We start from the raw sequence: 25427 nt of genomic DNA on the forward strand, positions 1-25427 counted from the left end.
AACAAGTGAACCGCATTTTTGAGAGATTTAAAAACGTGATAACGGTTCAAAACACGTTACCATGTATCGAAAGTAAGAACGAAGACTAAAAGTAATTTTGTTTCTTGATAAATGACTTTGTTTGAAGTTCGAAAAATCATTGAGTACATTGTGTTGTATATAAGCTGAGCAGGTCACTCGCCCATGAAGTGGATCCATAAATTTATCTTTGCCCTCTCTATTTGCACTATTAGTTTGGTTGCGCTTTATAGTGTTCTTGGCGATACACGAAAGCTGACCATTACACCAGAACATTTCAATATCTATGCGACTAAAGACGCCAGCGAAGGTGGCTTGAGTGAGGCTGATATTATTTACGATAAGCAAAGCCTAGTTCTCAGCTGTGACTTAAAGCAAAGCTCGTATGCTTGGCCTTATTGCGGAATCTCTGTTTATACCGATTCCACAACGCCAACACAGGGGATTGACCTTTCCAATTACCATACGATTCGATTGAAAGTGAGATATGAAGAGGCGGGGGTGGGGCCCAATCCGAGCCATGATTTGCGTTTATATCTGCGCAACTATAACCCTGAGTATTCCAAACCAGACGACGAGTACACGATTAAATACAATGGCATGCAGTTTTCTCCGTCCGGTTCAAACGACATCATCGAAATTCCGATTAAAAATTTACAGGTGATGACGTGGTGGTTAGTAGACAACAAAGTCGCGATTGAACACTCTGCACCTGAATTTTCAAACATCACACGTATTGATATCGCGACCGGATCTGGTGCGGCACTTGGCGAGCACAAAATTGTGATTGATAAAATTGAGTTTGAAGGCGCTTACCTTGCACAAGAAACGTTACTGTATGCGCTCTTACTCTCTTGGATGGCGCTTGGACTGGCATTTTCGCTGCACGAATTACGAAAAAATCGAGTCGCTTATGAAAAAGCGAAAAAACGTCATCTTCATTTAGAGAAGGTGAATGGTACGTTGCGAGCTCAAAACTATGAGTTTGCAGAGTTAGCGCATCGCGATGCGTTGACGGGAGCGATGAACCGTCACGCAGTGCAGCACTGGCTTGAGCAGCAATCACGGCAAGTTCGCTGGGGTCATAGTACATTCAGTATCCTTTATATGGATTTGGATAAATTTAAGAAGGTGAATGACAAATTTGGGCACCAAATGGGGGATGACATATTGCGCGAATTTGTCATGGTGGTGGCAAGTTCTATCTACCCAGATGACCGACTTGTTCGTTGGGGGGGAGAAGAATTTGTTGTATTTTGCCCTGACACCAATATTGATCAAGCTGTGAAGAAGTCGGAAATGATTCGCAAAAATGTGGAGAGTCATTTGTGGGTACACGGTGAATCATTAACATGCAGCATTGGCGTTGCCCAAATGCAAAATGAACGCGTCTCAGAAACCATGGCGAGAGCAGATGAAGTGCTTTATCAAGCGAAGCGCAATGGTCGTAACCGGGTCGAGGTTCATTATGGTTTGCTTGCCTGCGAAAAGAAGCAAGCCTAACGATTCGTCACTCAAAGGAATAAAAAAAGGTGGCCAACTGGCCACCAAGAGGGAAACTGCTGAACACTACTTAGGGGGAAGTTTGGGTCATAGATATGATTACCGTGAGCAGCAGTGTAGTGCTAATCGAACTTGCTATTTTTTACCAGAACAACCAAGCGAAAAGCGTTAGTGCAGCAATACAGGCAATGTTTAAGACGAAGCCAATTCGCATCATTTCTTTTTGCTTGATATGACCCGTACCGAACACAATCGCATTTGGAGGCGTCGCAACTGGTAACATAAATGCACAAGAAGCGGCGACGGCAATCAATGCAGAGAGAATGACCGGAGACATGCCTAAGGCCTCTGCGATGGTTGCAAATACAGGGACCAGTAGTGCAGCACTAGCGGTGTTACTTGCAAACTCAGTCAAGAAGACAACAAAAGCAACCACTGCAAGAATCGTTAGGAGAATACCGGCTTGCTCAAGGAAGCCTGACAAGCTATGAGCCAAAAATACGCTTGTTCCGGTTGCTTTTAGAACGTTGCTCAAACAGATACCACCACCAAATAGGATTAACACACCCCAGTCGGTTGTTTTCTCAATATCTTTCCACTCGACGGCGCGAGAAGCCCCAAGCAGAAGGATCGCACCTATTGCGACAAGGGTATCGAACTTAGCGAAGCCACCTAGCATAGCGTTAATTGGCTTACTGAATATCCACAAAGTCACGGTCAGTAAGAAAATCGCCAGCGTAATCATTTTGCCGTTTGTCCACTCGACTGGTTGATGGTCAAGGTCAAACTTGTGGCTAAGGTCAGGCTTAGTCATGGTGTACAAAACGAGAATAGCGATTGGCATTAGTACTAATGAGATAGGCACACCGAGCTTCATCCACTCAGTAAAACTTAGGCCGACTTCAGCTGCTGCAATGGCGTTTGGTGGGCTACCAACCAGCGTTGCAATACCACCAATCGAAGCACTGTAAGCGATGCCGAGCAGAACAAACAAAAAGGTATTGTGATTTTTCTTCGCGTCTAGCTTTGTCATCACACCCAGAACAAGGGGCAACATCATAGCAGCAGTGGCGGTGTTTGAAATCCACATCGACAGGCCAGCACTCACACCAAATAGCATGAATACAGCGACAGACATTTTGCCTCGTGCGAGTAACAGCACTTTATCAGCAATAGCTTGGTCTAACTTCTGTTTATGCAAAGCCGCAGCAAGTGCAAAACCACCTAAGAATAGAAAAATGATGGAGTTGGAGAAGTTGTTCAGTGCGGTCTGAGTGTTAAACACGCCTAAAAATACCGCAAGTAATGGTATGAGCAGCGCGGTTATGCTGACGTGAATCGCTTCGGTTAGCCAAAGAATAGCAACAAAAACTAAGATGCTCAGGCCGGTTACTACTTGTGGCTCAAAGGGTAGGGTATTAAACAAGATAATGAACAATACGATATTCGCGTTCAAAATCATGCTGTTGCGAGTGAAGAACCAGTTCTTCAATGTCACAGCGAGTGCGGTCATGGGTAGTGCTCCTTTTGCATTGCCTTTTGTCGGTTTTTTTATGGCAAAGTAACTGACTTGTAGTTATTTATTGATTAAATGTTACTTGGAATGCAAAAAAGAGTTTTGCCTGAATCGTAGAGCAAATTAGAAAATGTGATGTTGAGAATTGGAAATGGGTAGAAAACTACCCATTTGTTTTATAGAAATGTTATTAGCCTTGTGAGCTGCGTTGTTACTCTATTCGACGGGAACTTGCAGAGGCTCATTAGAGATTTTTTCAGGCTCTTTTACTGCAACGATAGGTTCTTGAGGACCAAGAAACTTGGGCTGCGTATTAATAATGTAGAGGTCTAAAAAGGCTTTCACACGGGCGAGCAACTCTCGAATACGCATTGATGTTTTTTGTTTGTTTGTCGTAGGTCCTGCTACCGCAAGACACTGCGCATCAATGTTGTAAGCATCGGCAATAAACAGCGCTCGCTCACAATGAAAGCGCTGAGTTACAATCAGAAAGCGCTCCGAAGCAAAAATCTTTTTCGCCCTCACAATCGAATCTAGAGTACGAAAGCCAGCATAATCAAGGTGAATCACTTCCTCAGGCACGCCGGCTTTAAGTAAGTCGCGTTTCATCGTCCACGGTTCGTTGTAGGAGCGATGGGCGTTATCGCCACTCAATAAAAACTGTTTTACTTTGCCTTGGTTGTAAAGCTCAATCGCCGCATTAATGCGATGAGTGTAGTAAGTGTTGAGGATCTTACCGATGTATTTACTGGTACCGAGAACCACAGCAACCTCATGTTGAGGTATTTGTTCGTATTCAGTGAAAATGCTTTCTTTGGCTTGTAAAACCACCCACCGGTCGATGGCAATAACAGAAACAAGCAGACTAAGTACAGAGATCGACAAAATCAAAGCAAGTCGCTTCCAGGAAAATTTCAGCTTCCACTTTGATCTTATGCGAGAAAACAACAAAACGTTTTATATCCTTAACTAAAAATGTAGTTCTCATCATATCTGATAGAAACAAAAAGAGAGAAGCCCATTTATGCCAAAATCTGGTTAGGATGATAAAAAAATAAAAGCCCCTACATGGTAGGGGCTAATTATTAAACGAAATGTCTCAAGCTTAAAACGCAGTGCGTTTGTAGCGACGGTAAACCGGCTGCCAGAACGATTGTTCAATCGCCACGTTCAATGCTTCATCAGTAATTTCTAATGCCACACCTTGTTCGATTGCCTTCTTACCAACAGCAAACGCGATCTTTTTCGATACCGAGTGGATCTCTTCCAACGGTGGAAGTAGCGCACCACGACCGTTGATTGCTAGAGGAGAGCATGTTGCGAGCGCACGGCTTGATTCCATTAGCATTTCGTCGGTGACACGTTTTGCGTTTACAGCAAGTACACCAAGGCCAATGCCAGGGAAGATGTAGCTGTTGTTACATTGGGCAATAGGGTAAGTGCGACCTTCATGAACCACAGGCTCAAATGGGCTACCTGTTGCAACCAGTGCTTCACCATTTGTCCAACGAATGATGTCGTTCGGTGTTGCTTCTACGCGGCTTGTTGGGTTCGACAGTGGGAAGACAATCGGACGCTTACAGTGTTTATGCATTTCTTCGATGACTTCTTGGCTAAATAGGCCAGGAGCACCAGAAACACCAATTAGTACCGTTGGCTTGGCGTTACGCATAACATCGAGTAGTGAGAAGCCATTTCCTTCATTTTCCCACTCTTTCGTATTGGTATGTTTCTGCACCAGGCGTTGTTGGAAATCAAGAAGGTTAGGCATGCCTTCTTGTAACAGACCCCAACGGTCAACCATGTAAACTTGTGAGCGAGCTTGCTCGTCAGAAATCCCTTCCGATACCATTTGTGCGATGATCGCTTCTGCGATACCGCAACCAGCAGAGCCAGCGCCCAAGAAGGTGATACGCTGTTTAGACAGCTGAGTGCCTGCTGCTTTACAGGCTGCAAGTAGAGAGCCAACAGTAACGGCCGCCGTGCCTTGAATATCATCATTGAAGCAGCACACGCGATCTTTGTAACGCTCAAGAAGAGGCATCGCATTTTTCTGAGCAAAGTCTTCGAACTGGATCAAGGCATCAGGCCAACGGCGCTGTACTGCTTGAATAAACTCTTCTACAAATGCATCGTATTCTGCACCCGTAATACGAGGGTGACGCCAACCCATGTACATCGGATCAGCTAAACGTTGCGGGTTATTGGTACCCACATCAAGCACGATTGGTAGCGTGTAAGCAGGGCTGATACCACCACACGCGGTATAAAGTGACAGTTTACCAATAGGAATACCCATGCCGCCGATACCTTGGTCACCCAAGCCAAGGATACGTTCACCATCTGTCACAACAATCACTTTAACGTTGTGGTTTGCTGCATTATTCAGCAAGTCGTCAATACGGTCACGGTTCGGATATGAAATGAATAGACCACGACCACGGCGGTAAATGTTAGAGAAGTTTTCACATGCTGCGCCGACAGTTGGCGTGTAGATGATAGGCATCATCTCAGAAATGTGGTTTTGCACTAGGCGGTAATACAGTGTTTCGTTGGTGTCTTGGATATTACGCAGATAAATGTGCTTATCCATATCGCTTTCGAAACTCTTGTATTGCTGGTAGGCACGTTCCACCTGCTCTTGGATTGTTTCGGTAGACTCTGGAAGCAAGCCTTCTAAGTTGAATGAACTACGTTCTTCAGCAGAGAATGCACTGCCTTTGTTCAAAAGAGGGGTTGCTAAAAGAGCCGGACCCGCATATGGAATATATAGTGGGCGTTTATCGTTGTTCATTGGGTGCCTTATGTAGGGTTGAAGGATGCGCACCAAATTTTAACGGGTTCACCATTTAGTTGTAAACATGCGTTGATGCACATCAATGTAATGTCGCAAAAAAACTCAGATACCGCCGAAAATATCGGCAATATTGGTTGTTTAGAGATACGTAAAGCAGGATTTTTTTACTTGGGTATAATGTTCTGCATCATCAAATCAAATCCAATTTCTATGTTTCAACTACCTATCGACAGCCTGCAAGCTGAGTTTGACCAACATGTGAACCAAAACCATCTCGTGGTGGAAGCCGAAACCGGGTCAGGTAAATCTACCCGTTTGCCTATGTGGGCGGCAAAACACGGACGCGTGCTGGTTATTGAACCACGTCGAATTGCTTGTACCTCGCTGGCTGAATATCTTGCGGAGCAATCTGGTGAGCCAATAGGTCGCAAAGTCGGTTACGCGATCAAGCTTCATGCCTACTTTGATGAAAAAACCGAAGTTGTATTTGTGACTCCGGGAGTCGCACTGCGTTGGTTTGCGGAAAACAAGCTAGCAGGCTTCGATATCGTGATAGTGGACGAATTTCACGAGCGACGCTGGGATATTGATCTATTAACCGCAATTTTGAAGCAAGAAAATCAACATCGGTTGATCGTCACTTCCGCTACGCTGGAGGGCGAAAAGCTAGCGCGTTACCTGAATGCGAAGCGTCTGCAATCTGAAGGGCGTTGCTTTCCAGTCACGGTGACACATCGTTCTTTAGACAGCCGTTATTTACCGAATAAGAAGGGATGTGAACAAGAGGTTTTCAGAGCGGTAAAAGAAGCATTGGAAGATGAAGATGGCGATATTCTTGTTTTCCTGCCTGGACGCAAAGAGATCACCCAATGTGCTCAGATGTTACAAAGTTGCGGCGATGTCATGGTGGTCAAACTTCATGCCTCGGTTAGTGATGAAGAACGGCACCGCGCGTTAACTACGCAAAAACAACGAAAAGTCGTATTGGCAACCAATGTTGCGGAAACCTCCTTAACGATACCTAACATCCGAGTTGTCATTGATAGCGGCTTAGAGCGTCGAACCATTCAACGTAACGGTCGCACAGCGTTAACGCTGACCCACATTTCTAAGGCCAGCGCCGCGCAGCGAATGGGGCGGGCGGGCCGTGTTGCTGAAGGGGCTTGTATTCGTCTATATGGTGAACACGCGCCTTTAGAATTAGTGACGCCTCCAGAATTGCACAGAGAAGAGCTCGTTGAGCCTATGCTGGCAGCGGCTTGTTGTGGGTACCGTCTCTCAACACTCGATTTTCTCGACTCAATTCCTCCAAAGTCGCTAGAGGCATCTCATTCGACGTTGTTATCTATGGAAGCAATTGATGAGGATGGCAATGTTACGCAGCACGGGAGAAAAGTATATCCACTACCCATTGATGCACTGTTTGCCGATCTTGTTACCAGAATTCAAGCGAAGCCAGAGAAGGAAGCAATGATTGATTTGGCTGCCGCCTTATCTGTGCCTGCGCAGCTCTATCAGCGACAAAGTGGTGAAGTTGCTGAGCTTCTATCTCAAGAAGAGCCATACGGATGTGATGCCTCTTTGCTTATCCGTTTGGTCCGGGGTGAGCGACTTTCAGGAATTGTCATTGATGCCAGCGCACTCGAAGAGGCACAAGGTTTAGCAAAACAAATGCGAGAAGTATTTGAATTACCGGAACTTGACGTTGCTTCTCGATATAAACGTGAAGCGCTATTTTTCTCCATCGCCTCATTGCACCCTGAGCTTGTGTTTGTCCGACGAGCTCGTCGAAGAGATGCTCTAGGAAATGGCGTAGTCGAGATGCTGGTTGGGCGTAACAGCCGCTTTCCTGATAAAGAAGAAGCGGCCATCGTGCTAGATAGCCATAGCGTGCCAGGACGAGGCGTTAAGCAAACACTGAACCTCGCATCGGTCATGATGCCTATCCCGCTAACATTATTACGCGAACTTGAGTTTGGGGAGTGGCAACAAGGTGAGACTAATTATGAAGAAGAGACGCCAAGAGCAACAATGCATTTGGTCTACGCCGGGCGAACAGTCTGTTCTGAACACCAAGCGTTACAAGGTGATGTTGCTGTTCAGTCTATTGTCGAAATGATAGAAGATGAGACACTGTTACCAGGTTTTGCTTCTCAAAGAAAACAACAAATCCAACACTGGAAACTCTACAACGCATTGGGCCTTAATGTCGAAGAAGAAGAGGTTAACGACTTGGCCTCCTTGACATTTTCTAGCTGGTTAAAGGATCAGTTGGAAACATTAGGCGTTGAAAATGTCGATGATATGGCGTTGTTTGAACCGGAAGACTTAACATTTAACGGTGTTCCAGAATGGGAATACGACGATTTCACGGAGCAGTACCCTTTAGAACTTTCGCTGCCAGAACTCCAACTGGATGTTGAGTATTACGCGTCTCGCAAGCTGGTACAGGTCGTTTATCGAGAGGGAAACCGTAAGGGGGATCCAAAGCGTTGGGAGCTGCCACGCTGGGCTGGTTGGAAGATACAGTATAAAAAGGCCAGTCGAGTGATTGATGTGAAGTAGGTAGGCGGATGACGTTGTGACAAGAATTGATATTTTTTTGGTGAATCTATAATGATTTCATATTGATAGCGTTACTTACGTGTTGTTTTTAGTTTCTTAATTGAAATATTAATCAATTGAATGCTTATATATGGCGAAGCTGTACATCAGTTGTTACAAAGCTGGTTTTAATATTTCCTTTTGCATGTAAATTAGTGCATAAAAGACGAATGTTTTATATCCCATTGCTATATCAAAACAGTTGAACGATATTTGGTATATCTCATTTTCGAGTGTCGGGGGCATAGAATGGATCAACAAGGAAAGACGTGCATTGAATTCGACTACACTAGCTTTTTAGGGGCGACAGGTAGTAAAAAATGGACCTTTTTAGAGGCATTTGCCACCATCGCGCCTATTTTCGGTTTGATGTGGAAACAGAACATTGCGGAATTGAGCAAGCCTGAAGATCGGTTGTGGGATGCCGCATTAAAATCGATGTCTTCTCGTAAAAGTGATGAATCCAATTTGGTCCGCTTAACCCAGTTAGCTAAACATGAAGGGATCAATGAATTGCGAGTCGTTATGCCATATTCGCTCGATGTTCAGCAAATCGAGTACATAGAATCTCGCAGTCAGTTGAAGGTGGACACGTCAGAACAAGATGTCCTTAACATCAAGTTTTAGGCTGAGCATTTCCACTTCATCAATGTACCACTTAACAAGAGTGCAATGAAAAGCGACCTCAAAGTAGGTCGCTTTTTTATTTTGAGGTTTTTGTCACAGGTCTTGGAAGTGTGATGAATATAGAGTATTTGCACTTAAATTAACAAAAATGTAACGTTTGGAAATGCAATTGTCATAACTAGCTTCTAACTTTGTGTTTTTAGGACAAATTACCGACTAAGTGGTTGGTACTGTAAGTTCGAATTAACGTCCCTTATTGGCACACAAGGATGATTGAGTCACCACGTCATTTGGGCATAAAAACAAACACAATAAGAAAGGAAGTCAATATGTCTTTGTCTCGTCGAGACTTTATGAAAGCTGCCTCTTCAACGGCTATTGTTACCGGGCTGGTGGGCTGTGGTAGCGATGCTAGTGAATCTGTTGCGGTTACCTTTGAGCACGGAGTGGCGAGTGGAGATCCTACTCAAACACAAGTAATCATTTGGACTCGTGTTACAACCTCAGCGAGCTACGCAGATGTAAGCTGGCAAGTTTCATCTAACGAAAATTTTACTGATATCGTGCAAAGTGGCACTTTTGCCACAGACACGAGCCGAGATTTCACGGTAAAAGTCGATGTTCAAAATCTCAACGCAAATTCTCGCTACTACTATCGATTCATGGTTGGAGATGTCACTAGCGAAGTCGGGCAAACTCAAACATTACCAGAAGATGGTGTAGAAAAGGCATCCATGGCTGTTGTTTCTTGTGCAAACTATCCTGCAGGCTATTTCCATGTGTATCGAGAGATCTTAAATCAACATGAACAAGACCCGTTTGATGTGGTGCTTCATCTCGGTGATTACATTTATGAGTATGGTGCTGGTGGCTACGCTAGTGAAGATGCTGAGGCACTAGGGCGAGAGCCAAGCAAAGGCACTGAATGCATTACCTTAGATGATTACCGAAAACGGTATGCGCAATATCGCCAAGATGCTGATCTACAAGCGTTACATGCGAGCCTACCAATGATTGCTGTCTGGGATGACCATGAGCTTGCAAATGATACTTGGAAAAATGGTGCGGAAAACCATCAAGAAGAGGAAGGCAGCTTTAATGATCGTCGTGCAGCTGCGGCTGCCGCGTGGACAGAATGGTTGCCCGTTCGTGAAAACACTTTCTCAAACATGCTGATTTACCGTCAGTTTTCGTTTGGAAGTTTAGTCAATTTGATGATGCTCGACACGCGACTTGTGGGGCGTGATAAACCGTTGGATTACTTCTCGCTCAGCTCTCCAACGATGGAAGCGATTGGCGGTTTAGTTGCTCAGTCGCGCAGTGAAGACCGAGAGCTGTTAGGCGCTGACCAACTCGCTTGGCTGATGGATGCGTTCAGTACGCACGACGCAACTTGGAATGTGCTAGGGCAACAAGTGTTAATGTCTCGTATGGAGCTGCCAAGTTCGGTGATGACCGCTATGTTTCAATTGTTTACTGCCACTGAAGAACAAAAAACAGAGGCGTTATTAGCAGTAAACTCTGCGATTACGGGTTACCTCTCTGACCCAAGTTCAGATACCATTTCTCTCCCGTATAACCTAGATGCATGGGATGGTTACTACGTTGAGCGAGAGAAAGTTTATCAACTGGCCAAAGCCAACAGTGGTAACTTTGTCTGCTTGGCAGGAGATACGCACAACGCATGGGCAAGTGAGCTTAAAGACGTATCTAAGCATCCTATCGGGATAGAGTTTGCAACTAGCTCGGTGAGTTCCCCTGGGTTAGAGGCCTACCTAGCGTTAGATCCTGTTGCGATCGCTCAAATGGAATACACGTTGCCGCACTTAGTGTCAGAATTACAGTGGGCAGACATCAAACAGCGTGGCTTTATGCGCGTTACTTTTACGCCCGACAAGGCAGAGTCGACCTGGTATTTCGTATCAACGATTAAAGACAAAACATATCAGGTGACGACTAAGTCAGCCTCTATAACAGATGGCACTACGTTAAATATCGGCTAAACTGAGCCTAATACGAAAAAAGTCCGCGAGCTAGTGCGGACTTTTTATTGGAAAGCGTTTAGCAATCTAGCGACAGTGCTAGTCAATCAATCCGTATTCTTTGCTCAGAACTTCGATGATTTCCGCTTTCGGATTCTCACTCAAATGAATCGGCTTGCCTGTAATCTTCTCGGCAATACCAATGTAGGTGCTCGAAATCGCCATCAAAGATTCGACGGGTAAAGCATTATCACGAGCGAGTGCTTCGCGCTCTGGCATACGTTCTTTGTTTAGCAAGATATCTGGGTCAGGGAAGTGGTTAAGTAGGAACTGGCGGAAACCTTCTTTTGAGTTCTCTACGATGTGACCTGCTTGGTACTCTTTAGCATCCCATATACGAGACGAGTCTGGTGTACCCACTTCATCCATGTAAATCAGCTTTTCATTGCCAGCAGCATCATGAACATAACCAAATTCGAATTTGGTATCGACAAAGATTTGGTCGATTTCTTCTAACGCTTGGCTGATAACGTTAAAGCCTTCTTTCAGCAGTTTTTCGTAGAGTGCGATATCGTCGGCACTTGAGAAGTTAAATGCTTCGTAGTTGTCTACGATGTTTTGACGAGTAATATTCACGTCATCCGCTTCTGGCACACCGGGAATACCTTTTAGAATGCCCTTTGTGGATGGGGTCATGAGCAACTCTGGCAGTGCTTTGTCTTTTCCTAACCCTTCAGGAAGTTGGATTCCACAAAACTCGCGCTCGCCATTTGCGTAAGCGCGCCACATCGAACCCGTGATGTATTTGCGGCAGATGGCTTCGATTTTTACCGGTTTGGCTTTTTGTACAATCCAAACAAAAGGGTGAGGAATGTCTAGAATATGGCTATCTGCTAAGCCATTTTCTTTGAACAGTTTGAACCAGTGATTAGAAATCGCATTAAGCGCAGCCCCTTTACCCGGGACACCATTAAGACCACCTTCAGCATGCCAAATACAATCGAACGCAGAGATTCGGTCGCTAATCACCATGATAGCCAAAGGCGCATCTGGCGCGACATTGTATCCTTTTTCTTTGATCAGTCGGGCGCTGTCTTCTTCAGTTAACCAGTAAACTGAACGAACTTTTCCACTATGAACGGGTTTATGGGTGCGAATTGGCAGGTCGTCATTGACGGCAAGTACTTGATTAGCAAGGCTCATTGCGACATTCCTATCATCTTAATCAAACGTCAGAAAGAGAAGATATTCAGCAAAGTTTGGCCGCTGAATAAATCGAATGTGGGCATCATACCAGAACTATTTTAACTCGCCAGAGAAAAAGCAAACGTTTGCCTGTTTTCTTTAATACAAAAAAACCTCCTTAAAAAGGAGGCGAGATGCAGGATGGATAACGTCGAACTTATTAGTGGTACTTATTAACTCTGCCTTCGACGAAAAAGACTTCACACTGATAGCGCTGCGCCATGTCGCGCAACATAGATTGATTCATAAGTGCAATTTTATTGGATGCGACAACAGCACTGGCATTGCCTGATCGGATGGCTTTGATCACGATCTCGACTTCTGAAAGCTGTTGAGAAGGCTTCATTTGAATCACGTTTTTACAGCAAATATTAGAAGCAGTGAGTTGTTCAAAGTCTGGGCGAGGGCAGTCTGCTGTAAACAAAATCCATTGTTTCTGCTGCGATAAAACAGCCAGCTTAGATAGAAGCTGATTCGAAACGGCCATGGGCTGAGTTGCTTGTGCCAATACGTTGTAACGAGAGTATGTATGAGATTGACTTTGTAACTGCATCTTACTGTTCCTTTATACATGCTGTATGTGTATACAGTAGTTTGTTTTGGCGACCTGATCAACCCGTTTCTCAAAAGTTATTTGCGGTTTCTTGAGAAGAAAATAAAAGGTTTATATTTTAAGTATTTGAATTTATTTGGTTATTTTTTATTTCTGATATGTCTAACATCAATTTAAAAATGTGAGATGAGTAGAAAATTGGACGAGATACATACAGGGGTTCACTACTGTATATACAGGTGTTGTTTCACGGACAGTGGTTTGTATACAGTAGGAGAGGGGCTGATAACCGATGCGACATGCTATGTAGGATAGGAGGGAATACGAGATAGAGATTGGAAATAGGGCTTGGCCGATCAAAAAAGCGCCTTAAAAGGCGCCTTTGAAAATCAGTTCCGTTGATTCCGTCTTGCTTAGCTCGCTCGTTGCAAGCGTTCGCGCATTTGCAATTCGCCTTGGTTAAATAGGCGCACGTCGATTTTCGCCATGTCGTAACAAGCTTTACATGAGTAATGGTGCTTGCCATCTAAATAATCGTGACGAGTTACAAGACTAGGTTTTTTACACCAATCACAGGTGCCTTCTTCAGTGAACATTGATTTTCTCCCCACCTAGATTAATTTGAGTCGTTAGGTGTTATTTTGCGCCGGGCATTATGGCATAAAAGCGAGACTTAAGTTAAATGTCTGTTAATTTGTTTGAGAGGGAGATCGATTGCGGCGCTTGATTATATGGGTCTAAAAGCATGCTAGCCAAAGTTTCTTGACCTGTTTTTACTGTTTTGTAACATTTTGTGAGACAAGCTTAAAGGCATGATTGAGTCGCTTCATTTCTTCTTCACTGCCTCTTGTGTCCGGATGATAAAGCTTTGATAGCTGTCTATAGCGTAGCTTGATTGCTTGTAAATCAGGGATGGTTTGTGGTGTGTAGCCAAACATAGCACACGCGACGCTTAGCTTATGGTTTTCTACCTGAGTTTTGGATTTCTTAAATTCTTTGAATACTTTCTCTAGCTGGCGTTTCAGTTGCTTGTTCGTAAACTCTAGCTCTTTAACTTTTGCCGCCATTCGCTGATTTTGGCTTTCCTCTTTGGCTTCAAGCGCTTTTCTATTCTGCTTATGTTTCTTGATTACGAAGAAGCTTAAGCCGCTGATGATGAGTATCGCCGCTAGCCAGATCAGCCATAAAAACTGCGAGTATTCTACCTTGGGGTTTGCAACTGTGCTTTTCTCTTCTTGTGTTTGTTCAGCCTTTTTATCGAGCGACTTTATTTGCGAGACTTGTTTAGCTCGCAGTTGATTGAAGCGCTGCTCTAACAGTTGATTATAAGCCTGTTCTGCTGCTGGATTATGCTGAGAAGCCATTTGATACAAAGCTTCAGTCAATTGAGATGCTGTGACCTTATCTTGATTGCGCTGAATAAAGTTAGCGAGAAGAAAGCCCCGATCGGTTGGGTCATTGAGTGCGATAGAGGTTAGCCAATATAACGCTTGTGTTTCATTTTTTTCGCCATTTATCCCTTTAGCAAAGTCGTTCGCGAGCTGTTTTTGCGCAGGGAGGTAACCTTGGTTGGCGGATTGCTCTAGCCAGTAACGCGTTTCTGGTGAGGCTTCAGCTTTGTTTGATGCCAATAATTGTTGTGCGTACTCGTATTGTTCTATGGGGTCATTTGGAGCTTGCGAGGCAAGCGAGTAACCAGAAAAGCTGAGGCTAAATAAGCAGAGTAGGGCAGGCGTTTTGACAGACATTGATATGTCAGGCCTAACGATTATGGTTAGGCCTGCTCCGGTAATTTTTTATTATTACCGCTATGGTGCAACCAAATTACTTCAGTGGCAAGATCTGGATTTCAACACGACGGTTGCACGCACGACCTTCAGAAGTTTGGTTTGAGCAAATTGGGTTACGTTCGCCGTAGCCACGTGCAATTGCACGACCAGGTGCAACGTTTTGAGATACTAGGAATTGACGTACGGACTCTGCACGACGCTCAGACAACGTTTGGTTGTATGACTCACTGCCCGTGCTATCAGTGTAACCGTCGATAACAAGGCTGGTATCTGGGTATTCAACCAAGATGCGAGCAACACCGCGTAGAGTATTATGAATGCTAGCATCAAGCTGGTAAGAGCTTGATGAGAAGCCGATACCATTTTCCATACGCAGTAAAAGCTGGTTCTCACCAACACGCTGAACCTGTACACCAGAGTTTAGCAAAGCGCGACGCAATTCCGCTTCTTGTTGGTCAAAGTAGTAACCAACGCCAGCGCCAGTCGCCCCGCCAGCTGCCGCACCAATGAGCGCATGCTGACGGCGTTCTTTAGCGTCATCGCCCGTTGCTAGACCGATTGCTGCACCAGCGATAGCACCAATAAGCGCGCCTTGCGTGGTTGAGTTAGTTTCGTATTCACCCGTTGTTGCATTTTGGCGTTGAGTGGCTTGACAGCCAGTAAGAGCTAGCACTAGAGCTAGTGCAATAGGCATCTTTTTCAAGGGAAAATCTCCGTATAAAACTGAGGCGAAACCATGCCTCATAATGGGATGCGAATTATGAATAAGTAAGCATTGATATTTGTTATGAGAAAGTAAGATTGATAAGAGTTTCTGTAAGAAAATTCTTATCGTTACTATCACAACTTCAAAAAGTAGGTCCCAATAACATTAGAATATTGGAATCTACGTCAATCAATTGCTGCTCTGGTTATTTCGATGGATTGCCCAACATTTTACGCGCTTGCTCGCCGCCAACACCACGGTTAACGGAGACTCTTCTACCTTTTTTCAAGCCCACTTCGTAGTCTTCGGTTAGGTTTTTCATCGCTTCTTTCAGTTGCTTCTTGAAGGTTTCGCGGTCAATGTTTTGGAATTCTTTATCAATATAATCATTGATTTTGTTGGCCGACTCTTCGTCTGGGGAAATGACTGGAAGTTTCTCTATCGCGCCCTCTACCCAACCAGATACAAATGAGTTCACGCGGCGAGTCACCTCTTGAGAAGAGGTGCCCGTACCTGCGAAGCTGTTTCGGAATTGTCCGGTACTTTCGTTCATCTCGCGATAAATAATATCGAAAGCAAATGCAGCAAAAATCGCGCGATCTGCTTCACCGATAAACTCGACACGTTTGAGCCCTTTGTGATTCAACAACACCGCTTCAACACCGAATTTAGTGTTAATGCCGCGAATCACTCGCAATATGGTAGAACTGATATTCGCTGGTAGTAGGTGGGAAGATTGTGTTTTCCCCATTCTGATAAACTCAATATCGTCTTTATCCAGACCATATTTGAGCATGAGGCGATGTGCCATTTTGATAGCATTGGCAGCCTCATTAACATTAGCGGAATTGCCCAGTTCTAAGCACTTGGCGATTTTTTTCAGAGCTTTTTGTTTATCCATCGACAACCAGTAACGAAAGCAGAAAATTTATGAAGTCAGACATATTACCTTTTTTGACATAAAAACGAAATACAAGGTGGGAGTGAAGGTGGTTTATGGACATAAAAAGAAGCCCCGCGGAAGTCGAGGCTAGGCGTTTTAGTTCGTCATAATCAGTATGAAGTCGTACTTGTGTCTAAGAAGCCATTCTTCATTAAGATTAGTTGGAATTACAACCCGAGCTGGTTGAGTAAATCATCGGCGTCATCGTTCGAACTCGACGATTTAGATTCTTTCTCAGCCATATTTTTACGTGTTGCTTCTAAAATATCGTCTGGATTTTCGTCTTCTGCGATTTCAAACTCTTCTAGTTGGATGAACTCAGTTTTGTCCATCGCTAACTCCAGATAGAAAATGTTGTTATTTTCGGTGGAGAACGTCACTCGGCGAGCTTGAGGGCGGTCAAGGTTGGTATCCACTTGTAAGATGACTTGCTTATTCAGCGCCATCATTTTTGGCTGGTTTTGTGTGATGTTCGTTTGCAGCTCTTTACGAATTTTATTGGTGAAATCTCCAACCAGTTGGTTCATTAGTTCACCCAGAACATCTCCCACCTCGTCAGAAGTATGAGATATTGCCAGTTCTTCTTCTGGCATACCCATATTACGCATGTAGTTGGTGTAGATCTCTAATGCGGCTTTTGCCGTAAAATTAATTACGACTAGCCCGGTAAACCCGCCATCAAACAGAACAAAACAGCCAAAATCTGGCTTGAGGCTAGTCTTGTGGATTTTTTGCACCATTGCAGAGTAATTTACTTGAGAAGATGTCGCCGAAGTTAGGACGCCAGAAACAGACTGGCAAAGTTTGAGAAGGATATCTTCAGTGGTCACAATTTTATTTTTTTTCATTCTGAAAACTCATCTAGAAACGCGATTCGTTCCCCAATGTAAGGCATCAAGCGTGAAAAAATAAAGCATAAGTTTAATTATTGTATCGAGATTCTGATTTGCTCGTCTTTTTAAATGTTGTAAAGTGACGAAATTCAAAGAATATTACTTCACTTACTCTTTTGTGGTGTTTTGTTTCGCTGAACGCCAACTTGTATGATAAGTGAGCAAATAATTACATAACCCGCAGCTGATCGGATTCAGCGTCGTAGGGGCAGGAAGCAAATGTTACCAAGATTACACTCGCAAACTGATGTCGATCCTCTTGTTCTTAGTTTTCTGAAAGAGCTTGAGCACGCCGGATTCACTGGTGATATCGAAAGCCAATATTCAAGCCGACTAGCGGTTGCCACTGACAACAGTGTTTACCAGCAACTTCCTCAGTCTGTCGTTCATCCCAAAACGACAGAAGATGTTTCTCTCCTCGGGAAACTGAGCAATAAAGAAAAGTACGAACGAATTACCTTTTCACCTCGTGGTGGCGGCACAGGGACCAATGGTCAGTCGCTAACCAAAGGTATTGTGGTGGATATGTCTCGCCACATGAACAAAGTGCTTGAGATTAATGAGAAAGAAGGCTGGGTTCGTGTACAAACTGGTGTAGTGAAAGACCAGTTAAATGACGCTGTTCGCCCTTATGGCTACTTCTTCTCTCCAGACTTATCTACCAGTAACCGTGCAACGATTGGCGGCATGGTCAACACCGATGCTTCTGGTCAAGGTTCTCTGAAATACGGAAAAACATCCGATCATGTTTTGTCGCTACAAGCGGTGTTTGCTGATGGCTCAGTTTTAGAATCAGATCTGTCCAACGGCTACCCCAAAGAAGGCGAGTTTGCTGCCAAGGCGCTACGAGTGACGGAATCCGTATGTCGTGAAAAACGCCAGCAGATCGTGGATAAATTTCCTCCTCTCAACCGCTTCCTAACGGGCTATGACTTAAAGAACGCGCTAGATGAAGACGATGATCGTTTCGAGATCACACGAGTGTTGTGTGGTGCGGAAGGTTCATTGGCATTTATTACCGAAGCGAAGCTAAATCTGACGCCAATTCCGAAAGCACGTACTTTGGTTAACGTTAAATACAACAGCTTTGACTCTGCGCTCCGTAATGCACCGTTGATGGTCGAAGCGAAAGCGCTATCTGTAGAAACCGTTGACTCGAAAGTGCTTAATCTCGCGAAGCAAGATATCGTCTGGCACACCGTGAGTGATTTGCTTACCGATGTTCCAAATAAAGAGATGCTTGGCATCAATATGGTGGAATATGCAGGTCAGGACGAAGAAGAAGTTGCAGCGCAGGTTGCAGCGCTGACCGCCAAGCTCGATACCATGCTGGAAACAGAAGAAGCGGGCATCATCGGTTACCAAGTCTGTAACGATGTAGCGAGTATCGGGCGTATTTACAACATGCGTAAAAAAGCGGTGGGTTTGTTAGGCGCAGCAAAAGGCCGCGCTAAACCGGTCGCATTCGCTGAAGATACCTGTGTGCCACCAGAAAACCTGGCGGACTTCATTGTAGAGTTTCGAGAACTGTTAGACAGCAAGTCTCTGAATTACGGCATGTTTGGTCACGTCGATGCCGGGGTGCTTCACGTACGTCCTGCGTTGGATTTGTGTGACCCGCACCAAGAAGCATTGATGCACGAAGTTTCTGATGAAGTGGTTAAGCTGGTGGCGAAATACGGCGGTTTGATGTGGGGTGAACACGGCAAAGGTTTCCGTTCAGAATATGGCCCTGAGTTTTTCGGTGATGAGTTGTTTACTGAGCTGAGACGTGTGAAGGCGGCATTCGATCCACACAACAAAATGAACCCGGGCAAAATCTGTACGCCGCTTGATAGTGATGCAGAGTTAGTAAAAGTTACCGATACCAAACGTGGTTACTTCGATCGTCAGATTGACGTTCAAGTACGTGACAGCTTTAAGCAAGCGATGGAGTGTAACGGTAACGGTTTGTGTTTTAACTACGATACCAGCTCGCCAATGTGTCCATCGATGAAAGTAACAGCCGATCGTCGTCATTCACCGAAAGGTCGTGCGGGTTTGGTTCGCGAGTGGTTGCGTCAGCTCACTGAACAAGGCATTGATATCCTTGACTTAGAAAAGCAAACACTAGAAAACAAAACATCAATCAAAACCATGATTGACCGTGTACGTCATTCTATCAATCGTCGTCACGAATACGATTTCTCCCACGAAGTGTATGAAGCGATGAATGGTTGTTTAGCGTGTAAAGCGTGTGCGAGCCAGTGTCCGATCAAAGTCGACGTTCCGAGCTTCCGCTCACGCTTTTTAAACATTTATCACTCTCGTTACCAACGTCCAGCAAAAGATTATCTGGTTGCGAACATAGAGACTATGCTGCCGATGATGGCGAAAGCGCCAGGTGTCGTAAACGGTGTTTTGAAGCAGTCGTGGGTCAAGAGCTTAACGGCTTCAACAGTTGGGTATGTCGATGCGCCGTTGTTATCAGTACCTACGTTGAAACAACGAGTAGAGTCGCTGACAACGCCTTATGATTTGCAAGCGCTCAGCGGTTTGTCTTCGTCTGAAAAGAGCAAGCATGTTTTAATTGTTCAAGACCCATTCACTAGCTACTACGACGCCGATGTCGTAGAAGACTTCGTTAAATTATTGAAAAAGCTGGGCATGCATCCGGTGCTTCTGCCATTTAAGCCGAATGGTAAAGCACAACACATTAAAGGCTTTCTACGTCAGTTTAAGGATACAGCAGCTGATACCGCGAAGTTCTTGGCGATGGTAGCGGATTTGGATATTCCATTAGTTGGTGTCGACCCTGCATTGGTGCTGTGTTATCGAGATGAATACGCTGAAGTACTTGGCAGTAAGCGAGGTGATTTCGATGTACTAACGGCCCACGAATGGCTTTACCCAAGACTAGAAGCGTTTGAAAGCGGAGAGCATAAGGCGCAGGAACCTTGGTATCTGTTTGCGCACTGTACTGAAAAAACCAAAATGCCGAATGCGGAAAAAGAGTGGGGCGCTATTTTTGCTCACTTTGGTGCGGTTTTAAATACGGTACCGGTTGGTTGTTGTGGTATGGCGGGTACGTTTGGTCACGAGGTCGATAAGTTGTCGATGTCGAAAGACATTTACAATTTAAGCTGGAAGCCAAACCTAGATAAGTTAAATAACGAGAGATGTTTGATTACTGGCTACTCTTGCCGCAGCCAAGTGAAACGCTTTGAAGGAACAAAGCCCAAACATCCCGTTCAGGCGCTGTTAACTTTGATATAATCACATCAAATTAAGCCCAGTTTTACTGGGCTTTTTTAGAAGTCACATACAACAATTTCAAAGGATATGAATCTTGAGAAAACTTGAACTCAAAGTCCCACCTGTTGCGGTGTTTTTGTTGGTCATACTACTCATGTATGGACTGACAGTTCTGGTGCCGAGCCTGAATATTAGCGTGCCCTTTGTCGAGGTTGTGGTTGGCGGGTTAACTTTGCTCTCTGGTTATATGGGCATTGCTGGTGTGTATGAATTCCATAAAGTAAAAACGACGGTTAACCCTGTAAAGCCTGACACGGCCTCTTCCGTGGTGAGAACTGGTGTATTTGCTTTTTCGCGCAACCCGATGTATATGGCGCTACTGCTTCTAATCATTGCAATTGGTTTGTGGTGGCAGCATTTGAGTGTGGTGCTTTGTGGCGTCGTATTTGTCAGTTATATGAATCGATTTCAAATCAAGCCAGAGGAACGTGTCCTAGAGCAATTGTTTGGTGAAGAGTATGTGGATTATAAAAACCACGTCCGCCGCTGGATTTGAGCGTCGAGTTCGGTTTCATTTGGATAAGAAGTAAAAAGAAAGCCCAACATCAGTTTTGGGCTTTCTTTATTTAAATACGTTTTTGCGCTTCTTGAGTTGAGGCAGTCGATTAGGCTGCCTTAACGAACTTTGCTAGGAATGCATCCTTACGTTCATTGAAACGGCGTACAAGGTCATCAACCGCTTCTTGGTCATATGGCTTCAAGCCGCTTGCAACCATGCGCTTGATGCCTTTGCCAACGACTTCATCGTCTTCTTTGAACGCAAAGTTTAAGGTGACTACCCCACGTTTGCCTTCCACGTCGAACGTTGCGCCAGTGAAATCCACTTCAGGATGTGTAAGGTCTAAGCGTGAAAATTCAACTTCCATGCTTTCATAAATAACTAATGGACGTTGGCAGTTGATCATCATTTGCTTCTCTTCCATAAGAGGAACCATGATGTGAGGGAAGTTCATGCCAGAGAATTGCACGTAATTTGTTACGACATGCTCAATAAATGCGGGATCGTGGTTAGTCTCACCTTCACGGGACATGTGTAAGTATTCTTTACCGGCCTCGTCAACAACGGCGCTTTCTTTTTCACACTTATTTTCAATATGAAGTGCTACACCATCGTTTACCATGCCAGAGAAGTTAAAACGCATCTTTTGGCTGACGCCTTCTTTACTAAGAAGCACTGCGAAAAGTAAGTCCCCAGGGACACAAAAGCGTTTGTTGTCTTCATCGTGGATTGGGTTGTAGTCACCTGCGACACGTTTTGCAAAGTGGCTTGCTTGTTCGCGAGTGAACTGAAACTGGTGATTAGTGTTTGAAAAATAAGGTGTTAGAAACATAATTTTTACGTAGTAACCAAAACTGTGTGGGATTATATGCGAATATCTGCGTAGCAATGGTCCATCCAGTGAAAACTTCACCGTATCCTAACAATAAGACACTATTTCGGCGGATAAATCGTTAAAAACGCATACTTTAGCAACGCTTTTATTTGTGAAAGCAATAAACAGCGACTTTATTACGTCGGCTATTTTTAAAAGTATAGCAATAACAATATGCAAGTGTTCATAAAGATCGCTGGGAATACGTTTAATGAGGAGATAAAAAAGCTCCACGCGACACGTGGAGCCTTCAAGTTATCATCCGGTTTTTAGATTAAGTGCTGGTAATGCTGGATTACTGAATACTTGGTAATAGACTCTCTGGCATGAGCGTGTTGTGGATAGCCAGCTTAAGCAGAGTATTCGCCTGTTCAATGTCCGGCGCAAAGTAGCGATCTTTATCGTAGAACGATACTTTTTCACGCAACATTTGTTTGGCAATCTCGATACGCTCAGAAGACTTGTTTGGTGCTCTAAAGTCTAGGCCTTGTGCTGCTGAGAGGTATTCGACCGCCAGAATGCCGCGAGTGTTTTCTCCCATTTCTTTCAATCTGCGAGCCGCGAAGGTTGCCATTGAAACGTGATCTTCTTGGTTTGCTGATGTTGGCAAGCTGTCTACTGACGCTGGGTGAGCGAGCGTTTTGTTTTCGCTTGCTAGCGCAGCAGAGGTGACTTGGGCAATCATGAAACCAGAGTTCACACCGCCATTATCAACTAAGAACGGTGGTAATTTTGATAATGCGCTATCGATAAGCAATGCCATACGACGTTCAGACAGGCTGCCGATCTCAGCAATCGCCAGTGCTAGGTTGTCAGCTGCCATTGCAACAGGCTCTGCGTGGAAGTTACCACCAGAGATGATGTCGTCATCTTCAGCAAACACCAACGGGTTATCTGATACGGAGTTCGCTTCTACTTGCAATACTTCGGCAGCGTTGCGGATTTGCTGCAAACACGCGCCCATCACTTGCGGCTGACAACGCAGTGAGTATGGGTCTTGCACTTTTTCACAGTTAGTATGCGAATCACCAATGTCACTTGATGTATCCAATAGATGACGATAGGCCAGTGCAGCGTCCATTTGGCTGCGATGACCACGTACACGATGAATGCGCGGATCGAATGGACGTCGGCTGCCGAGAGCGGCTTCGACAGACATTGCGCCACATACTGTAGCCGAAGCGAAAAGATCTTCCGCGATAAACAGACCTTCTAATGCGAACGCTGTTGATGCCTGGGTACCATTTAGCAGCGCTAAGCCTTCTTTCGGTGCCAGAGTTATGGGTTCTAGACCTGCGATTTTTAACGCTTCTTGCCCAGAAATGATGTTACCGTTGTGACGAGCTTGTCCTTCACCTAGTAATACTGTGCTCATATGGGCCAGAGGAGCTAAGTCACCTGATGCGCCGACAGAGCCCTTTTTAGGTACGCAAGGGTAAACTTGTGCGTTAACTAGGTCGGTCAGCATATTAATGACTTTTAGGCGAATACCAGAAAAACCACGAGACAGACTATTGATTTTTAATACCATCATCAGACGAACCGTTTCATCTGACATAAACTCACCGATACCTGCCGCATGAGAAAGAACGATACTGCGTTGCAGTGTTTCTAAATCTTCTGGTGCTATTCGTGTGTTAGCCAATAGTCCAAAACCAGTGTTAATTCCGTAAACCGTTCGATCTTCCGCGATGACACGATCCACGACTTGCGTGCTTTCTTCAATGGCCGGAATGGCTTCAGGATCCAAAGTAAGGTTGACTGGTGAACGGCTCACTTGGCGTAGTTCGTTTAAGCTAATATGACCTGGCTTTAGCGTTAAATTTAACATCTCTTTCATCCTTACTTGAGCTTCTTCAGTTCTTCGTTGAGCATTGGCAAATCTAGCCCTTGCTCTGCTGCACATTGTTTAGCAATATCGTATCCCGCATCAGCATGACGCATCACGCCTGTTGCTGGGTCGTTATGCAGCACGCGGGCAATACGTTTTGAGGCATCTTCACTGCCGTCACAGCAGATAACCATACCTGAGTGTTGTGAGAAGCCCATACCTACGCCACCACCGTGGTGCAGTGAAACCCAAGTTGCGCCGCCCGCCGTATTGAGTAGTGCGTTTAATAGTGGCCAGTCTGATACGGCGTCAGAACCGTCCATCATGCCTTCTGTTTCTCGGTTCGGGCTTGCTACGGAGCCAGAGTCTAAGTGGTCACGACCAATGACAACAGGCGCCTTAAGTTCGCCATTTTTCACCATTTCATTGAATGCTTGACCAAGACGCTCACGATCTTTCAGGCCAACCCAGCAAATACGTGCAGGTAAACCTTGGAACTGAATGCGCTCGCGCGCCATATCTAGCCAGTTATGTAAGTGCGGATTATCTGGAATTAGCTCTTTTACTTTTTGGTCGGTTTTATAGATGTCCTCAGGATCGCCAGAGAGAGCAGCCCAACGGAAAGGACCAATACCTTCGCAGAACAATGGACGAATGTAGGCTGGAACAAAGCCAGGGAAATCAAATGCGTTTTCTACGCCTTCTTCCAAGGCCATCTGGCGGATGTTGTTACCGTAGTCGAGTGTTGCGGCGCCGCGATTTTGTAGCTCTAACATGGCTTGAACTTGCACTGCCATGGATTTTTTGGCTGCTTTAACGACCACTGCCTCATCTTGCAAACGCATTTCTGCAGCGTGAGACATGCTCCAGCCTTGTGGTAAGTAGCCATTGAGCGGGTCGTGTGCAGACGTTTGGTCTGTTACTACATCAGGCGTGATATTACGTTCTACCAACTCAGAGAAAACGTCTGCTGCATTACCCAGTAGACCAACCGATACTGGTGTGTCCGATTCTTTGATGATAGCAAGCGCTTCATCCAAAGATGTCGCTTTCTTATCGACATAGCCTGTACGTAAGCGGTAATCGATACGCGATTCATCACACTCTACTGCAATCATGGAGAAGCCCGCCATTGTACCAGCTAGAGGTTGAGCACCACCCATGCCACCAAGGCCACCGGTTAGAATCCAACGGCCCTTTGCTTCGCCGTCAAAGTGTTTTTTCGCAACAGATACGAATGTTTCGTATGTGCCTTGTACGATACCTTGCGAGCCAATGTATATCCAGCTGCCAGCGGTCATTTGGCCGTACATCATCAAGCCTTGTTTATCTAGCTCGTTGAAGTGTTCCCAGTTTGCCCAATGAGGAACGAGGTTTGAGTTTGCGATAAGCACGCGTGGGGCGTTTTTATGGGTAGGGAAAACACCAACAGGCTTGCCTGATTGAACTAAAAGCGTTTGGTCATCTTCGAGTCTTTCAAGTACTTCAACAATCTTGTCGTAACATTCCCAGTTTCGTGCCGCACGGCCAATGCCGCCATATACAACCAGCGAATGTGGATGTTCTGCAACATCAGGATCGAGGTTGTTCATCAGCATACGAAGAGGGGCTTCGGTTAGCCAAGATTTTGCGCGCAGTTTATCTCCGTGAGGTGCACGAATTGTTCTGCTTGTATCAAGTCGTGGATCTTGTCCCTGGCGCTGTGTCATTTCAGACTCCTTTAGTTTCTCGTGATGACCAAGTACTTGCTTG

At 45.0% G+C, this 25427-nt stretch carries 19 protein-coding genes; 6 read left to right on the forward strand and 13 right to left on the reverse strand.

Annotated elements, in window-relative coordinates; genetic code table 11:
* The first annotated feature begins 183 nt into the window (after positions 1-183).
* Complete coding sequence (locus MTR11_RS06810; protein ID WP_243327187.1) at positions 184-1521, forward strand: GGDEF domain-containing protein; 1338 nt, start codon at positions 184-186, stop codon at positions 1519-1521.
* Between the two features lie 142 nt (positions 1522-1663).
* Here the strand turns inward: MTR11_RS06810 and MTR11_RS06815 are convergent, their stop codons facing one another.
* The 3 genes from MTR11_RS06815 to MTR11_RS06825 all read right to left on the reverse strand — a co-directional run bounded on the left by MTR11_RS06815 (position 1664) and on the right by MTR11_RS06825 (position 5831).
* Positions 1664-3034 (reverse strand): SLC13 family permease, encoded by a 1371-nt coding sequence (locus tag MTR11_RS06815; protein ID WP_005395853.1) that lies wholly within the window; start codon positions 3032-3034, stop codon positions 1664-1666.
* A 219-nt stretch (positions 3035-3253) separates the two neighbouring features.
* Positions 3254-3988 carry a vancomycin high temperature exclusion protein gene (locus MTR11_RS06820; protein ID WP_031780501.1) on the reverse strand — a complete coding sequence of 245 codons (735 nt, stop codon included), beginning with the start codon at positions 3986-3988 and terminating at the stop codon, positions 3254-3256.
* Between the two features lie 154 nt (positions 3989-4142).
* Entirely contained in the window at positions 4143-5831 is a 1689-nt protein-coding gene (locus tag MTR11_RS06825; RefSeq protein ID WP_005395857.1) for an NAD-dependent malic enzyme, read from the reverse strand.
* Positions 5832-6044: 213 nt separating this feature from the next.
* Between MTR11_RS06825 and MTR11_RS06830 the strand changes: the two genes are divergently transcribed.
* From MTR11_RS06830 to MTR11_RS06840, 3 genes are all read left to right on the forward strand, one after another.
* Entirely contained in the window at positions 6045-8399 is a 2355-nt protein-coding gene (locus MTR11_RS06830) for a helicase-related protein (RefSeq protein ID WP_243327188.1), read from the forward strand.
* A gap of 288 nt (positions 8400-8687) precedes the next feature.
* On the forward strand, positions 8688-9065 hold the full coding sequence (locus tag MTR11_RS06835) for a hypothetical protein (RefSeq protein ID WP_005377965.1): 378 nt from the start codon (positions 8688-8690) through the stop codon (positions 9063-9065).
* Between the two features lie 329 nt (positions 9066-9394).
* Positions 9395-11068: an alkaline phosphatase D family protein gene (locus MTR11_RS06840; RefSeq protein ID WP_243327189.1), complete on the forward strand. Its 1674-nt coding sequence runs from the start codon at positions 9395-9397 to the stop codon at positions 11066-11068.
* Positions 11069-11146: 78 nt separating this feature from the next.
* Here the strand turns inward: MTR11_RS06840 and MTR11_RS06845 are convergent, their stop codons facing one another.
* The 7 genes from MTR11_RS06845 to MTR11_RS06875 all read right to left on the reverse strand — a co-directional run bounded on the left by MTR11_RS06845 (position 11147) and on the right by MTR11_RS06875 (position 17132).
* A complete protein-coding gene (locus tag MTR11_RS06845) occupies positions 11147-12250 on the reverse strand; it encodes a phosphoribosylaminoimidazolesuccinocarboxamide synthase (RefSeq protein ID WP_005377963.1) in 1104 nt (367 codons plus the stop codon).
* A 202-nt stretch (positions 12251-12452) separates the two neighbouring features.
* On the reverse strand, positions 12453-12845 hold the full coding sequence (locus tag MTR11_RS06850; protein ID WP_065645308.1) for a SulA-like leucine-rich domain-containing protein: 393 nt from the start codon (positions 12843-12845) through the stop codon (positions 12453-12455).
* 413 nt (positions 12846-13258) lie between these two features.
* The gene (locus MTR11_RS06855) at positions 13259-13441 is read right to left on the reverse strand and encodes a hypothetical protein (RefSeq protein ID WP_005377960.1); all 183 of its coding nucleotides are present in this window, start codon (positions 13439-13441) and stop codon (positions 13259-13261) included.
* Between the two features lie 177 nt (positions 13442-13618).
* Positions 13619-14593, reverse strand: coding sequence for a J domain-containing protein (locus tag MTR11_RS06860; protein ID WP_243327190.1), 975 nt, complete (start codon positions 14591-14593; stop codon positions 13619-13621).
* Positions 14594-14669: 76 nt separating this feature from the next.
* Positions 14670-15329: an OmpA family protein gene (locus MTR11_RS06865; protein ID WP_005377956.1), complete on the reverse strand. Its 660-nt coding sequence runs from the start codon at positions 15327-15329 to the stop codon at positions 14670-14672.
* A gap of 217 nt (positions 15330-15546) precedes the next feature.
* On the reverse strand, positions 15547-16242 hold the full coding sequence (locus MTR11_RS06870) for a DUF2786 domain-containing protein (protein WP_005395879.1): 696 nt from the start codon (positions 16240-16242) through the stop codon (positions 15547-15549).
* Positions 16243-16451: 209 nt separating this feature from the next.
* Entirely contained in the window at positions 16452-17132 is a 681-nt protein-coding gene (locus tag MTR11_RS06875; protein WP_006742601.1) for a DUF3334 family protein, read from the reverse strand.
* A 264-nt stretch (positions 17133-17396) separates the two neighbouring features.
* Here MTR11_RS06875 and MTR11_RS06880 point away from each other — a divergent pair, with 264 nt between their 5' ends.
* Positions 17397-20432: an FAD-binding and (Fe-S)-binding domain-containing protein gene (locus MTR11_RS06880; RefSeq protein WP_243327191.1), complete on the forward strand. Its 3036-nt coding sequence runs from the start codon at positions 17397-17399 to the stop codon at positions 20430-20432.
* 73 nt (positions 20433-20505) lie between these two features.
* Entirely contained in the window at positions 20506-20967 is a 462-nt protein-coding gene (locus MTR11_RS06885; RefSeq protein ID WP_243327192.1) for a methyltransferase family protein, read from the forward strand.
* A gap of 109 nt (positions 20968-21076) precedes the next feature.
* Here the strand turns inward: MTR11_RS06885 and MTR11_RS06890 are convergent, their stop codons facing one another.
* The 3 genes from MTR11_RS06890 to hutU all read right to left on the reverse strand — a co-directional run bounded on the left by MTR11_RS06890 (position 21077) and on the right by hutU (position 25384).
* Entirely contained in the window at positions 21077-21802 is a 726-nt protein-coding gene (locus tag MTR11_RS06890; RefSeq protein ID WP_114322444.1) for a DUF3581 domain-containing protein, read from the reverse strand.
* A 337-nt stretch (positions 21803-22139) separates the two neighbouring features.
* Positions 22140-23675 (reverse strand): histidine ammonia-lyase, encoded by a 1536-nt coding sequence (hutH, locus tag MTR11_RS06895; RefSeq protein ID WP_046874830.1) that lies wholly within the window; start codon positions 23673-23675, stop codon positions 22140-22142.
* A gap of 11 nt (positions 23676-23686) precedes the next feature.
* Positions 23687-25384 carry a urocanate hydratase gene (gene hutU / locus MTR11_RS06900; RefSeq protein WP_114322442.1) on the reverse strand — a complete coding sequence of 566 codons (1698 nt, stop codon included), beginning with the start codon at positions 25382-25384 and terminating at the stop codon, positions 23687-23689.
* Positions 25385-25427 lie beyond the last annotated feature (43 nt).

The organism is Vibrio sp. CCB-PB317 (genome assembly GCF_022808245.1).
GTDB classification, from domain to species: domain Bacteria; phylum Pseudomonadota; class Gammaproteobacteria; order Enterobacterales; family Vibrionaceae; genus Vibrio; species Vibrio diabolicus.

Coding starts and splice junctions, on each gene's coding strand:
- MTR11_RS06815 (WP_005395853.1), bottom strand. CDS start 3,034: ATGACCGCACTCGCTGTGACATTGAAGAACTGGTTCTTCACTCGCAAC.
- MTR11_RS06845 (WP_005377963.1), bottom strand. CDS start 12,250: ATGAGCCTTGCTAATCAAGTACTTGCCGTCAATGACGACCTGCCAATT.
- MTR11_RS06825 (WP_005395857.1), bottom strand. CDS start 5,831: ATGAACAACGATAAACGCCCACTATATATTCCATATGCGGGTCCGGCT.
- MTR11_RS06835 (WP_005377965.1), top strand. CDS start 8,688: ATGGATCAACAAGGAAAGACGTGCATTGAATTCGACTACACTAGCTTT.
- MTR11_RS06840 (WP_243327189.1), top strand. CDS start 9,395: ATGTCTTTGTCTCGTCGAGACTTTATGAAAGCTGCCTCTTCAACGGCT.
- MTR11_RS06830 (WP_243327188.1), top strand. CDS start 6,045: ATGTTTCAACTACCTATCGACAGCCTGCAAGCTGAGTTTGACCAACAT.
- hutU (WP_114322442.1), bottom strand. CDS start 25,384: ATGACACAGCGCCAGGGACAAGATCCACGACTTGATACAAGCAGAACA.
- MTR11_RS06855 (WP_005377960.1), bottom strand. CDS start 13,441: ATGTTCACTGAAGAAGGCACCTGTGATTGGTGTAAAAAACCTAGTCTT.
- hutH (WP_046874830.1), bottom strand. CDS start 23,675: ATGTTAAATTTAACGCTAAAGCCAGGTCATATTAGCTTAAACGAACTA.
- MTR11_RS06890 (WP_114322444.1), bottom strand. CDS start 21,802: ATGTTTCTAACACCTTATTTTTCAAACACTAATCACCAGTTTCAGTTC.
- MTR11_RS06875 (WP_006742601.1), bottom strand. CDS start 17,132: ATGAAAAAAAATAAAATTGTGACCACTGAAGATATCCTTCTCAAACTT.
- MTR11_RS06865 (WP_005377956.1), bottom strand. CDS start 15,329: ATGCCTATTGCACTAGCTCTAGTGCTAGCTCTTACTGGCTGTCAAGCC.
- MTR11_RS06810 (WP_243327187.1), top strand. CDS start 184: ATGAAGTGGATCCATAAATTTATCTTTGCCCTCTCTATTTGCACTATT.
- MTR11_RS06870 (WP_005395879.1), bottom strand. CDS start 16,242: ATGGATAAACAAAAAGCTCTGAAAAAAATCGCCAAGTGCTTAGAACTG.
- MTR11_RS06850 (WP_065645308.1), bottom strand. CDS start 12,845: ATGCAGTTACAAAGTCAATCTCATACATACTCTCGTTACAACGTATTG.
- MTR11_RS06880 (WP_243327191.1), top strand. CDS start 17,397: ATGTTACCAAGATTACACTCGCAAACTGATGTCGATCCTCTTGTTCTT.
- MTR11_RS06860 (WP_243327190.1), bottom strand. CDS start 14,593: ATGTCTGTCAAAACGCCTGCCCTACTCTGCTTATTTAGCCTCAGCTTT.